Consider the following 13,884-nt stretch of genomic DNA (forward strand, 5'->3'; position numbering starts at 1 on the left):
ACCTTAATGACAAAGAATAAAGTCATAAGAAACTTTGAGTTTGATTGGGAAGGATTGCTCGCAGATCACATTGGCGACTTATCTGCAGCCGCCTTGGCTCGCCGACTTCGCGCTCAATGGTCTTGGGGCAAAGAACTAGACAACTTCGTCGATGAAATGGAACGCTTCGGCACCTTGATTGATCGTGCTGAAGATTAGTTAAAATAATTATCAAATAAAACATGATTTGCTCGTCAACTTCATAACGTTAACGAGCAAATCATTAAACGTTAGCTTTGATCCGCAACCTGATACTGCGCTAATGCTTTTGTTACCTTTTTCAGATATACCCTAGTTTCGTTGTAAGGTAAATCGATTACTAGACGTTGGTAAACCTCATCTGATGACAAAGTATTAATTACATCGATGGCAGGATTCATTACCTTACGACGCTGTGGATGAAACACACTCGCAACGTTTCCTGCTCCTGTATTGTAAGCCGCGATAATACAATACAATCGACTTTTCTCATCTTTAATATCTTTAAGATATCGAGTATCAAGTAAATGAAGATAACCCGCCCCAAAGCCTATATTGTCCTTAGGTTGAAATAGCAAGGAAGCTTCTGGACTAAGGTCTTTATTATTAAGCGCTTGGTTCACATCAAGCCCCGCAGAACTCGGTACTATTTGCATTAAACCAAATGCAGGGATAGGAGACTGAGCAAGTGGATTAAAACTAGATTCTGTCTGTGCAATAGCCAGAATAAGGTTTTTATCTACATCGTATTTTTCACTCATCGTAACTGCAGAGGGAATATATGGTGATGCCCGTTTAAAAAAAACATTCTCAGGCAAACCAATGCGCACTCGATTTATACGTTTGCTTGTGGCACTTTCTTGAAATTCTGACTTAGTCTTGCTCTTTTCTATTGGATTGGATATAGGAGAAATAATAGCGACATCTGTTTCTTTGGTTTCATTTTTCGTAAGACTATCAAGTGAACTATTATCACTTATGCTGTCTAGCAAAGAGCTGGATGCTTGAGTAATTTTTACTTGAGACAAAACTGGGTCATTTGCTAACGCTTGATTAACCGAGGTATTTTGTAGCGCTAGTAATGCTTTCTCAACATTTGGAGACTCATCACCAAGTGACTCAACAATGATTTCATTGTTTTCGTAATCCAAGACAGTTCGCTGCTCAAGATCATCACTGTAAACAACATACTGGTGCTGTCCGGAGAGTTCTGTTTTATCTCCCCACTTACCTGTTACCTTATTTTTAAACGCCATGTAACGGGCTTGGTATTGCTCTTTAAAGTCTTTATAACCTGCCTGACGGCTTGCTTTCCACTCTTCATAGCTACTTGCTCCAGCAGAAAAGGAACTAAAGCACAGACAAAATAATACTAATTTAGAAAATTTTTTCATGTTAGGCACCAAAAAAAGGGGCTACGAATAGCCCCTTATATTTTACTTACCGCTCAATTCTTTACGGATTTGTTCAAGTGTTTTATCACTCTCATCCTTTAAAAACTGGCGATATAACTCAGGAGAATCGTCATTTAACGCGGTATTAACTAGGGCATCTATGTTTTCACCATAGGCTGCTTTATTCAGCCCAACCAATACATACATATTGCCTTCTGGACTTGTTTGAGTGCGATAAATACGAGACTTAGTTAACGTCATTGTTGCTAATGTTTTCTGAATTCGTTCAGAAATATCAGCGTTTGTATTACCTTCTTCTGTCTGACTATCAGTTGTAAGCCTAGATAAACGAGTGTTTACTTCTGAAGAAAAATATCCCGCTAAACGAGAGCGAGCTTCTGTCGTCGCAACATCAGTCATCATTCCAGGTCCAGAAGATAACTTTCTAGAGTAGCCAACAGCTTGAACTTCAAGTTCATCTACTGGTTGATTACAAACCCAACTCGGTGCTGTATTACTAGGGCTATCAGGATATTTACATTCCTCATAACTAAGCTTTGTAGATTGGATAGAAGAACACCCAACTAGAGCAACAATAGAAAAAGTCAAAACACTTACTGTTAGTAAATTCATCATTGTATCCCTATCTTAAAAGCTCGGCACTTTTACGCATGAGCCAAAAACTTCATATTCGCCAACGTCACATTTACCATGATCAAGTTTCGCGATGTCTCCGATTTTCAACTCATTAATCAACTCTTTATCATCGACGTATACATAAGCACCTTGAGCATCGATACCTTCAGCAATGATTTCACCTTCACCTAACAAAGATTTTTCAATACGCACTTCATTGGTAATTGGGGTTATGTGGCTTTTCTTACGGTAAAATTTAACTGCAGCGCCTTTCATTGCTCCAGACTTTTTAGCAATCGTGACACGGAAAAGAGATTTTGAAGCATCTGTATTGTCTCTACGTTCAACAACATAAGCTTCTGGAGCCAAGTCATTCAATGTCTCACCAGAACCAGATTTAACAGCATCACTCAATGCGTTAGCCATTAATCCATTTGCTGAAGCTTCAGTAATTGGACAATTAGATCGATTGGTATCAGTAGAAAAACTAGATGAACCTTCATATTCGTACGTATTAATTAGCTCCATTGATGGAATTTTATACGCGCGGACATACAGTTGCGCTTTGCTAGAGAAAGAGCACGATGCATCAGTTTTATGATTTTTGCCTTTTTTATCAGTCCAATAGCTCGCTTCACTGAACTTCGAACCGTATTTAACACTCGCAATCTTTGTCATGATCACAATATCAGCAACTGCTGGACCAGAAGTACGGAATTTCCCAGATGTTTCAGCAGCTAGCAACTCATCTTTCAATTTAGCGGCTAATGTGCGATCTACTACGGTATTACCCGACTTTAAAAGACGCTGAGATATATCATCATAAACTTCGTTAGCGAATACTTTATCGTAGCTGCTAGCATACTCTACAGGAGAGAGAATGATTTTATAGCCATGGCCGCTCATTTGAGCTTTTAGCTCTTCCGGTGTGGGAGCCATTATTGCGTGCTCTGCAGGAACTGGCGTAGTATCTTTTGGCTTTAAATTACCTCCAATACAGCCAGTAAGCAGAGTTGTGCTAACAAGTGCAGCGGCTAATAAGATATTTTTTTTGAACATGACTAAGACTCTATTTATTTAGTTTCCATACCGAAGATCTTCCAAAGACCTTCACCCTTTATTTTCTGTACTGCCATTGAAAGAGTGGCTTTTTTTCCGACATCCAAGCCGGACACAGAAGATGCACTTATGCTCCAGTGATCAGAAGAAATATCACCGGAGTTATCAGTTAAAGTGCCAGAGAAGTCCATTTTGACTATGCTCTCGCCGAATAATACTTTTGAACTAAACTTGGTGTCATAATTAATGACAAGATCACATTTTTTGCAGCCACCGACTCTTAATTCTTGGGATAAAAGCTCTGCTGTTATGGCTCGATTAATAACTGTCTGGTCACCTTTTATAATCACAGATGGCTTATTTTTAGAGATCGCATTACTAAGTTGCTGAGAAAATTGCGCACCTTGGTCTACACCAGTTAAACCAGATATTAAAGACGCTAACCTATCGCCTTCTGCAGCACGAAAGGTAAAAGAGCGAGCTCCCATCCACCATGTAAAACGACCGCTTTGTTTATCAGATAATATTTTCTCTAAGTCATTTTCTATAACTTGTAACTGACGAAACCAATCATTGGCCAAAGCTTCTTTATCCACTCTTACCAAAGTCATTACCCGATGAGATAAGGTTTCTGTTTTAAGAGTTTCAAAATGGCTTAAAGAAACCTTTTCAATTTCAGAGGATAACTGGCGATCAATATAATCAGATGATGAAACTGTCGTTTCTTGAGTACGCCGAGAAAGAGAGGAGCTAATTTTAGTCTGAAGCTTTCCGGCTATATTAGATAATGCTTGCTGATTTGCGGCATTAAGATTTGGTCCTTCTCCCAAGCCATACAGCCACTTAGCGCTATCTTCTGGCGGTGATACCCACCAATCAGGCATGCTAGGCTCAAGCCCCGGTATACTTTGACAAGCGGATAAAAGCAAAGTTAAAAAAACAAGAATCAGTCTATTTTTCATTACTCGCCCTTGAAATAAGCAGCGTATTCGTATCGAGTGACTAGCATATCTGCTGCAGTAGATGCATCAATATCACCTATCGAAAAGACATTTGGCTTAATCATTGCTCGCAACTTATTGATTATTTCAGAAGATTGATCCTGTCCTTTTTGAAGCATACTTTCATTCAATAATGAGATTTCGTTTCCGCTCGCCACAGATTCACTATACGACGCACCGTAGCCCACATAGGTGATAAATTGGTTAAAAAACAACCCAGCGCGTCCTAATGAATGACTTTCGAGGTAATAAGTTAAATTGACGTCATCAGAACGAATTTCATCAAAGTAAGGGGAGTATTCTGAATAGACAAAACCGCCTAATTTCTTTTCCGAAAAGGGTAGTACAGGATAAAAAGAGTTATCCAAGCTAATAACTTGATAACCTTTAATAGAATTATTTTGAGCAGCAATTGCTAAAATATATTTTGAATCAGGGTAATATCGATACTCTAAATTCTTTATTGTCTGTGATGATTTTATTACAGTAGCAATACCGAATGTCTGCTCGATAAAATTAAGATTTCCACCGACTTTCACCTTACTAAGGCGTTCTAATTCAATTTTATCTGTAAATTGAGCAATAAAACCTTCATAAGCTTCAATAGACATTTGCTTAGTATCAGACCACTGACCAATAGAAAGCATAACAGCAGCGATTGTGAAGATTAAACTTTGAACACGCTTAATGAAACGTGGTTTTTCTGAGGGCACATTATCCATGTGATTAACTTAATTCCAAAGGCTTTTGTAAAGAAAGCGTATTAAACACCAATAAATATTTACAAAGCAAGAGAAAAAGACTGTTTTCTTGACATATTATGCATTTTTAAAGTCTATTTATTAATAATAAAAATACAGCCCTTTAATTTTTAACATATATGTCTGACAATAATTTTATAAAAATCCCTTATAGGATCATCGCTCAAAGCAAAATGATCAAAAAAAACCAGCAATATAATCATTTTTAATGATTATATTTATAGGTCTAACAGTTAATATCCACTATTATTTTTATAATATGCATATAACAAAACTAAAAATTAAATTAAAAAAACCTTTTATTTGAGTTAATTATCCGGCCTTAGTTCGACTAAAATACACACCGACAATCGTAATCACAAAACCGATGATTTGAATGGTTGTCATGGATTCATTGAATAAGAAATAACTTTCTACTGCCGCCAAAGGTGGCGCTAATAGCAACATAGTCGAAACCTGTGACGCTCTGACTTTTCTTAATAACCACACCATCAAGAAAACACCGCCGCCAGATAAAATAAATACGCCCCAGATAATGAGTAAGAAAGATTCCAGCTGTACTTCGAACAAGGTTTCACCCAGCAGTAGCATAAAGCCAATAGATACGACACTCGCAGCTAGGTTTTGCACTGCCATAGAACTAAAAATATCAGACGATGAAATCGACATTTTCTGGTACGTGACACCAAGAGACAAAGCAAATATCGCTGCGCAAGCCAAGGTAAACGTCAGCAAGGATACGCCGCCATGGCTCATATCTAATTCCAATGCAGGACTCACTACCAGCATCAAACCCACCATACCAACCAGCATCCCGATGATTCCTTTAAGGGACGTTTTTTCTTTGATCAACAAGAAGGCTAGCAAGGTAACTAAAGCTGGTTGTAACGCGCCAATCAACGCCATCATGCCAGCAGGCAAGCCTTTGGCGATGGCCACATAGGCAAAGCCAAGGTAGAAACCATTCATCAGCATGCCGGCAACAATGTGTTTAGGTAACTCTTTCAATGAGGGAAAGCGTCGACGCTGCCACAAGGCAATGGTAAGAAATAGTAATCCAGCTAAAACAAAGCGGATACTCAAGAATACGTTAGGATCAATCAGACCGACAATGAATTTTCCTGTGATAAAGCCTGTCGACCAAATAACCACTAAAAGTACATATAAAAATGCCATTCAAATTCCCTTTCTTTTTTTAGCAATAGGCATTCGCTAAGCGTTACCCAAATAATTTCAAAACTCGTTCTCTAAGAAGCCGGCTCTAATTTCTTCGCTCGAAAGGCCTAAACCGATCAAGAAGCTCAATTTCACAAATGCGGCTTCGTACGTCATATCTTTACCAGAAATCACGCCCGATTTTACCAATGCAGAACCTGCAGCATAAGCGCCCGCGGCGACGCTTCCAGCACCACATTGGCTGACATTAACAATAACAACTCCACAATCTGTCGCAGCTTTTAATAGCGCTAAAAGATCAGGATCTTTATCGGGAGCATTACCAGCACCATAGCTTAATAACACAGCACCTTTTACATTTTCACTCAACAAGCCTTGCCAGTGAGCGACCTGCAAACCTGGGAAAACAGGCAGAATAGTAACCGCGCCTTCGTCCATCTCTGGGATTTGAATAGTCATTGGTTGCTTCACAACATCCGTAGATCGCCAGCGCCAATCAATACCTAATACGCCTCGCTCTGGGCAGTTGGGCGAGCTGAAAGCTTGCCAATCACTGGTGTGAGCTTTATGAGCTCGATCGCCTTCTATCAATCGCCCTGCGAAGAATAAAAACACGCCACTGCTATTCTTCTCACAGTTAAGTTCTTCGCAAGCGGAGATGGCGCCCATGACATTTATCATCGCATCGGTACGCACCTTATACATGGGCACTTGCGAGCCAGTCACGATAATAGGTTTGTCGCTGTGAGCAAACATAAAAGACAACGCCGCCGAGGTATAAGCCATGGTGTCTGTGCCATGCAAAACAATAAACGCATCGAAGTCATGCCATTTGCTTTCAATATCACGGGCGATGGTTTGCCAGTCTTTTGGCGTCGCATTGGAGGAATCGATTAAGGTTGGATAACTTGCAATCACAAAATCGTGGGCAAGTTCATCGGATTCGTTTAAATGTTGGGTAAGATGATCAGCAAAGGCCGCATCGGGTATCAAGCCTTGATCCGAAGGCACCATCCCAATCGTGCCACCTGTGTAGGCAATATAAATCTTCATCTGCTGATTATTCCTCTTTGTTAATCCTATTTCAGGACGGGACACTTAAGACATAAAAGGCGCTATTCTTTAGAAAAGCGCCTTTTATTTTATTCATTAGAAACTTAGAGAAATTACATACGCTCTAAGGTTTCAATCCCTAGCAAAGACAAGCCAAGTTTTAGGGTTGAAGCAGTATTCAAAGCCAATTGTAAACGACTATGTTTTACTTCGTCTTCAGCATTAAGAATAGGACAAGCCTCGTAGAAAGTCATAAAGGTTCCCGCTAAGTCGTACAAGTAAGCACACAAGAAATGCGGCATACCATCGTTAGCAACCTGTTGAATTGCTTCTTCAAACTGACACAACTTAACTGCCAAAGCGCGCTCTTGTGGTTCTTCAACAGAAATATCGCCGGTCAAGCTAGCTACATCAATTTCAGAGCGTTTAACGATGCTCGCTACGCGAGAATATGCGTACAACAAGTAAGGTGCTGTGTTGCCTTCGAAGCTCAACATGGTATCCCAGTTGAAAACGTAATCACTGGTACGATTTTTTGATAAATCAGCGTATTTCACCGAAGCAATACCGACCACACGACCAATGTTACGCAACTCTTCTTCGCCCATTTCTGGATTCTTCGACGCCACCAATTTATAAGCACGCTCTTGGGCTTCTTCCAATAAAGACGACAATTTCGCAACACCACCAGAACGAGTTTTGAATGGCTTACCATCACTGCCCATTACTGTACCAAACGGCATGTGTTCCAGTTGTGTTTCTGGTTTCACAAAGCCCGCTTTGCGAGACAAGGTGAAAATTTGTTGGAAATGCAAAGACTGGCGTGCATCCACAAAATACAACACACGGTTGGCATTCAAAGTATGTTGACGGAAACGCACCGCCGCTAAATCCGTTGTAGCATACAAGAAGCCACCACCGGTTTTTTGGACGATAATAGGTGTGATCTCGCCTTCTTTATTGGCGAACTCTTCCATGAAAACACATTGTGCGCCATTGGACTCTTGCAGCAAACCTTGATCTTTTAGCTCATTGATAACGTTCTGTAAGTCATCGTTATAAGCACTTTCTGGCATCACGTGCTGACGCTCTAAAGAAACACCTAACATCTTGTAGGTTTCTTCACAGTGAGTCATAGAGATATTGATAAACTCATCCCAAAGCGCCAAACATTCTTCATCACCAGACTGCAGCGCCACAACCAATTCACGAGCACGAGCAGCGAAAGCTTCATCCTCGTCAAAGCAGGTTTTCGCCGCACGATAGAAGGTTTCAAGATCGGAAAGCGCCATGCTGATTTTGGTGTTATCCGCACGTAAGCGTTCCATGTAAGCCAACAGCATACCGAATTGCGTACCCCAATCGCCTACGTGGTTTTGACGAACAACGTGATGACCAAAGAACTCAAGTGTGCGAACAACAGCGTCACCGATAACGGTAGAACGCAAATGACCAACGTGCATTTCTTTGGCAAGGTTTGGCGCAGAGTAATCGACAACAACGGTTTCTGGAGCCTCAACATGGTTTACATCAAGACGCTCGCTGGTACGCAATTGCACCAACTCTTTGCTCAACCAAACATTCTTCAAGAAAATATTAATAAAACCTGGTCCGGCGATCTCCACCTTATCGGCAAGATCAGACAGATCCAATTTCTCTAGTGTGGCTTGGGCAAAATCACGAGGATTCATTTTTAGCGCTTTTGCCGCGCCCATAATACCGTTGGCTTGGTAATCACCAAATTGAACTTTTGCTGATTGACGAACTAACGCTTGCGCAGTATCAGACGCGCCAGCCGCAACCATAGCCGCTTGAATGCGTTGATTTAGAAGAGTTTGAATATTCACAAGGGAGACCTTTAAACAGTAAATATGCCGCTAATAATGGCGACACATTAGAATCACACAGCCCTCTGACTGTGACCAATCAGAGGGCTGAATTCAAAAAATAGTTGCACTAATGATAAACGATTTTCGCGCTTTTAGCGAAAGAACAGCTTGCAAGCTTCGTTGTTATTTTCGTCTTGATATGGATAACCTAGCTCATCTAAGAATTGAGTTACGTCTGTTTCTTCTCCAACAGCTTGTAAACCCACCAAGACTCGACCGTAAGCATCACCGTGATTGCGATAATGGAACATAGAAATATTCCACTGTCCGCCAAGAGTGTTCAAAAATTTCAATAAGGCACCCGGACGCTCAGGAAATTCAAAGCTGTACAACAATTCACCCTTGTCGCTGCGCAAATGCCCACCAATCATATGACGAACATGAACCTTAGCGGTTTCATCATCGGTTAAATCAACGATTTCATATTCTTTTAAATCTTCCAGTAGCTCTTTACGGCTATGCGGGCTACCACCTAGTGCAACACCAACAAAGATAACCGCTTGTTGATCATCACCATAACGGTAGTTAAACTCAGTGATGTTACGACCAACCAAGGCTTGGCAGAAATCTTTAAAGCTACCTGGATGCTCTGGAATTTTCACCGCAATGATAGCTTCACGCTTTTCACCCAATTCCGCGCGCTCAGATACATGGCGCAAGCGATCAAAATTCACGTTCGCACCACTGTTGATGGCGATAAGTGTTTGGCCTTTTGCATCTTCACGCTCGATATATTTTTTCAAGCCAGCCAAGGCGCACGCACCAGCAGGTTCAGTAATCGCACGTGTATCATCGTAAATGTCTTTGATCGCCGCACACATTTCATCGGTGGTAACAGTGATCACTTCGTCGACCGTGTCTTTGGCAATCGCAAAGGTGTTTTGTCCGATTTCAGCCACGGCAACGCCTTCGGCAAAAATACCCACTGTCGCTAAGCGAGTTGGTTTGCCTTTCTCTAAGGCAATTTTTAGACAAGCGGCATCTTCTGGTTCTACACCGATGATTTTAATATCTGGACGAAGGTACTTGATATAAGCCGATACACCAGCGATTAGACCGCCACCACCAACAGGAATGAAAATCGCGTCGATGTTACCTTCGTGCTGATGCAGGATTTCCATGCCGATCGTACCTTGACCCGCAATAGTATCCAAATCATCGAATGGATGAACGTAAACTTGACCCGTTTTCTCCATGATTTCACGAGATTTTGCGGAAGCTTCATCAAAAGCATCACCAAACAAGATCACTTCTGCACCGTGATTACGTACAGCGCTAACTTTCACTTCTGGCGTGGTCGCTGGCATCACAATAGTCGCTTGAATGCCAAGCTTTTTCGCAGCCAAAGCCAAGCCTTGCGCATGATTACCTGCCGATGCTGCAATAACGCCACGAGCGCGTTCTTCTGGTGTTAACTGACAAATCTTGTTGTATGCCCCACGAATTTTGAAAGAGAAAACTGGCTGCAAATCTTCTCGCTTCAAAATAATCTCGTTGCCCAATCGATTCGACAATTGATTGGCACGAGACAGTGGTGTTTCTACGGCAACGTCATAAACGCGCGCCTGTAGAATCTTTTTAATCATGGTATGAGGCATAGTGTTTCCTAAACGAATATAAATCGACAACACGATGTTCTTAACGACATCTACGCTGACTGCTAGTCAAAAAAAACCGAGTAGGAAATATACTCTTTCACCTCTCTTGGCGCAAAGACAGATCACGTCTAAATCCACATCAAAAAGGCATAAAATCGATAATTAGCTTGATCAGACGGGGTAACAATCACATCTTGAAGCGCCTATAATATCGCCACCATCAGAGGTGGCTTATCATAAAAAATAAGCCGAATAATACCGCCCCCTAGTAAAATTATAATAGAAGGTGAACATCACCATGACTCAAGACGAATTAAAACAAGCCGTTGCAGAAGCCGCGGTGGCTTACATTCTTCCTATGTTAGAAGCCAATACTATTGTCGGTGTTGGCACAGGCTCGACAGCAAATCTATTCATTGATGAATTAGCCAAGCACAAAGGCTTATTTGACGGTACAGTAGCAAGCTCTGAAGCTTCTGCAGAACGTCTAAAAAAACATGGTATTCCTGTCTATGATTTGAACAGCGTTGACAGCATTCGCGTGTATGTCGATGGTGCTGATGAATCGAATGACAATCTGCATTTGATTAAAGGCGGTGGCGCGGCACTAACTCGCGAGAAAATCGTTGCAGCATGCAGTGATGAATTCGTCTGCATCGCGGATGAGTCTAAACTTGTTAAAGTTTTAGGTGATTTCCCACTACCAGTTGAAATCATTCCAATGGCACGCGGCCATGTAGCGCGTGAATTGGTAAAATTAGGCGGAGATCCGGTTTATCGTGAAGGCGTTGTTACTGACAACGGCAACCATATCCTTGATGTCTACAATTTAGAAATTCTTGATCCAATCGCGCTAGAAAAAAGCATCGACGGTATTGTTGGTGTAGTGACGAATGGATTGTTCGCAAAACGCTCTGCGGACATTTTGCTATTAGCCACGAAAGATGGCGTTAAAACACTGAAAAAATAATCTTCAGTGTTTTAAGTCATAAGATATAAAAAAAGCCGCTAAATTAAAACCAGCGGCTTTTTCTCATTAACACAAATTGCCCACCGCCTAACACCACCAAAACTACGCAAAACAACCAAAAAGCAGCACTGCTATCAGTGCCAGGCATACCGCCAATGTTGATACCAAACAAGCCAGTTAAGAAGCCCAACGGCATAAAAATACCTGACAGAATCGAAAGTACATACATTCGAGCATTCATTTTTTCAGCTTGTAAATTTGCAAACTCTTCTTGCATCAACAAGCAACGCTCGCGCAACGACTCCAAGCCTTCGACATAACGAGTGATATCGTTGGCAGCTTCTTGTACTTGTGCTGTTTGCTCCGGTGTCATCCACGTAACAGATTCTTGCGACAATTTATTAATGGCTTCTTTTTGTGGAACCAAGAAGCGTCTTAGGCGAATGGTTTCAAGACGGCGCTGAACAAGTGAATCTCGCTGGCCAGCTTCTATGCCTTCACCAATACTTTCTTCTAAATCCGCTAGCTCATCTTCTAAGCCAGTAATGATTTTCGCCATGCGACCAGTCAGGGTTTCTGTCAGCGTTGCAACAATATCCCCTGTATTTGTTGGACCCTCGTTATTAGCCAGATCCTTTACGACATCTTGTACAGACAACAACTTACGACGACGACTAGAAACAATAAAATGAGGCGTTACCCAAAGACGTAAAGACACCATGTCAGAAGGATTAGACTCTGGGTTTAAATTCACCCCACGCAGAGTTAGTAATAAACCCTTACCCATTTTTACCGTACGAGGGCGAGTTTCTTCCGCAAATAAAGCTTCTACAGCCGTCTCAGGTATACCTTCTAAACTAGATAACCAATCATAGCCATCTTCTTGGAGAGCATCCAAATGCACCCAGCGACAACCTTGATCGGGCAAGATTTTTGGTAACTCCGAAACAGGTAACGATGTAGCGCCGCCTTGACCATCAAGCTCTAAATTGTGTACAACAAACACAGACATATTCATTCCTCTTAACATTTTGCGTAGATTATCTGAAAACGTTGGCTTTCCCTATTTATTTTGCCTTCATATTCCCACCTTGGCTGACACTCAATGCCTAGAGTGGCATAATTTAAGCAACTTCAAATAACAAGGAAATGCCAGATCATGCAAAATCTACCTGATGTTTTAGCATCCAGCGCGACACCGAAAACATTACAAGATGTGTTAGCGGTCACTACTGATACCTGCATCGCAATTTCTGATGCGCTAAAACAAGGCTCGCTTGCAGGTATTTTAGGCATGGCTGGCAATGAAAATGTTCAAGGCGAAGAACAAAAAAAACTGGATGTCATTTCTAACGATATGCTAAAAGAAGCACTATCTGCTTGCCCATCAGTTAGAGCGATTGCTTCGGAAGAAGAAGATTACATAGTGCCAGCCAACACTGATGGCGAATACCTCATTGCCTTTGATCCATTAGACGGCTCTTCTAACATCGATATCAACGCTATGGTTGGTACTATATTTTCAATCTATCGTCAAACAGGTGACAAACCAGCAACTGAAGCTGACTTTTTGATTCCTGGTAAAGAACAAGTTGCTGCAGGTTATGTTCTTTATGGCCCATCAACCATGTTGGTTCTTACCACTGGCGATGGCGTTAATATGTTTACCTACGATCCTACTAAGCACGTGTTCACACTAACGCACGAAAACGTTCAAGTGGCAAAGGACACTCAAGAGTTCGCTATTAACATGTCTAATCAGCGTTTCTGGTCTGCTAACATGCAAAATTATGTGAATGATTTAGTAAAAGGAAAAGAAGGGACACGTGAAAAGAACTTTAACATGCGCTGGGTAGCAGCTATGGTGGGTGACGTACACCGTATACTTTGTCGCGGTGGTATCTTCATCTATCCTTGGGATAACAAAGACCCATCTAAAGCTGGCAAACTACGTCTAATGTATGAAGCCAACCCGATGGCAATGTTGTTAGAACAAGCCGGTGGCAAAGCTCATACGCACACTCAACGCATTCTGGACATTCAACCAGAAGCTATTCACCAACGCGTTGCCGTCATACTGGGTGCTGCGAACGAAGTGGATAAGTGCCTAAGTTATTAACACTCAAGTTAAAATTCATTTTGCTTTGAGTGCATAACATCACAAGTTAATAACAAGAAGGTCGCCTAGCGACCTTTTTTATTGTCCGATGCTTAGATTAACACTTTACGGAAATAATCCAAGTAGCGCGTCCTTATAAGACCGAAGCCTCATGCAAGATTCTATTCACATTGTTATTCGAGTCGACGCGTTGAGCTTACGAAGCAGGCT

General features: G+C 41.5%; 13 protein-coding genes. 3 read left to right on the top strand and 10 right to left on the bottom strand.

The window, feature by feature from the left end:
* Positions 1-6 precede the first annotated feature (6 nt).
* Positions 7-198 carry a hypothetical protein gene (locus tag CCS02_RS22280; protein WP_198432057.1) on the top strand — a complete coding sequence of 64 codons (192 nt, stop codon included), beginning with the start codon at positions 7-9 and terminating at the stop codon, positions 196-198.
* A gap of 71 nt (positions 199-269) precedes the next feature.
* Here the strand turns inward: CCS02_RS22280 and CCS02_RS15380 are convergent, their stop codons facing one another.
* The 9 genes from CCS02_RS15380 to ilvA all read right to left on the bottom strand — a co-directional run bounded on the left by CCS02_RS15380 (position 270) and on the right by ilvA (position 10,585).
* Positions 270-1,412: a murein transglycosylase domain-containing protein gene (locus CCS02_RS15380; protein ID WP_100637047.1), complete on the bottom strand. Its 1,143-nt coding sequence runs from the start codon at positions 1,410-1,412 to the stop codon at positions 270-272.
* Between the two features lie 42 nt (positions 1,413-1,454).
* Positions 1,455-2,045 carry an LPP20 family lipoprotein gene (locus CCS02_RS15385; protein WP_072842457.1) on the bottom strand — a complete coding sequence of 197 codons (591 nt, stop codon included), beginning with the start codon at positions 2,043-2,045 and terminating at the stop codon, positions 1,455-1,457.
* A 15-nt stretch (positions 2,046-2,060) separates the two neighbouring features.
* The gene (locus CCS02_RS15390; RefSeq protein ID WP_100186665.1) at positions 2,061-3,107 is read right to left on the bottom strand and encodes a hypothetical protein; all 1,047 of its coding nucleotides are present in this window, start codon (positions 3,105-3,107) and stop codon (positions 2,061-2,063) included.
* Between the two features lie 14 nt (positions 3,108-3,121).
* The gene (locus CCS02_RS15395) at positions 3,122-4,069 is read right to left on the bottom strand and encodes an LPP20 family lipoprotein (RefSeq protein ID WP_100637048.1); all 948 of its coding nucleotides are present in this window, start codon (positions 4,067-4,069) and stop codon (positions 3,122-3,124) included.
* Entirely contained in the window at positions 4,069-4,830 is a 762-nt protein-coding gene (locus tag CCS02_RS15400; protein WP_100637049.1) for an ETEC_3214 domain-containing protein, read from the bottom strand. The genes CCS02_RS15395 and CCS02_RS15400 overlap by 1 nt, the downstream gene beginning before the upstream one ends.
* A 351-nt stretch (positions 4,831-5,181) precedes the next feature.
* Positions 5,182-6,045: a DMT family transporter gene (locus tag CCS02_RS15405; RefSeq protein WP_100637050.1), complete on the bottom strand. Its 864-nt coding sequence runs from the start codon at positions 6,043-6,045 to the stop codon at positions 5,182-5,184.
* Between the two features lie 57 nt (positions 6,046-6,102).
* Positions 6,103-7,098: an asparaginase gene (locus tag CCS02_RS15410; RefSeq protein ID WP_100186661.1), complete on the bottom strand. Its 996-nt coding sequence runs from the start codon at positions 7,096-7,098 to the stop codon at positions 6,103-6,105.
* Between the two features lie 113 nt (positions 7,099-7,211).
* Positions 7,212-8,945, bottom strand: coding sequence for an arginine--tRNA ligase (gene argS / locus CCS02_RS15415; RefSeq protein ID WP_100186660.1), 1,734 nt, complete (start codon positions 8,943-8,945; stop codon positions 7,212-7,214).
* A gap of 134 nt (positions 8,946-9,079) precedes the next feature.
* On the bottom strand, positions 9,080-10,585 hold the full coding sequence (ilvA, locus tag CCS02_RS15420; protein ID WP_072842449.1) for a threonine ammonia-lyase, biosynthetic: 1,506 nt from the start codon (positions 10,583-10,585) through the stop codon (positions 9,080-9,082).
* Between the two features lie 298 nt (positions 10,586-10,883).
* On the opposite strand from ilvA, the gene rpiA reads away from it, so the two are divergent.
* Entirely contained in the window at positions 10,884-11,555 is a 672-nt protein-coding gene (rpiA, locus tag CCS02_RS15425; protein WP_100637051.1) for a ribose-5-phosphate isomerase RpiA, read from the top strand.
* Positions 11,556-11,598: 43 nt separating this feature from the next.
* On the opposite strand, the gene CCS02_RS15430 is transcribed toward rpiA, so the two are convergent.
* Positions 11,599-12,567, bottom strand: a complete 969-nt coding sequence (locus CCS02_RS15430) for a zinc transporter ZntB (RefSeq protein WP_157789877.1) — start codon at positions 12,565-12,567, stop codon at positions 11,599-11,601.
* A 147-nt stretch (positions 12,568-12,714) separates the two neighbouring features.
* Between CCS02_RS15430 and CCS02_RS15435 the strand changes: the two genes are divergently transcribed.
* Positions 12,715-13,674 carry a class 1 fructose-bisphosphatase gene (locus CCS02_RS15435; protein WP_100186657.1) on the top strand — a complete coding sequence of 320 codons (960 nt, stop codon included), beginning with the start codon at positions 12,715-12,717 and terminating at the stop codon, positions 13,672-13,674.
* Positions 13,675-13,884: the final 210 nt, after the last annotated feature.

It is taken from the genome of Marinomonas sp. ef1 (assembly GCF_002806845.1).
Classification (GTDB): domain Bacteria; phylum Pseudomonadota; class Gammaproteobacteria; order Pseudomonadales; family Marinomonadaceae; genus Marinomonas; species Marinomonas polaris.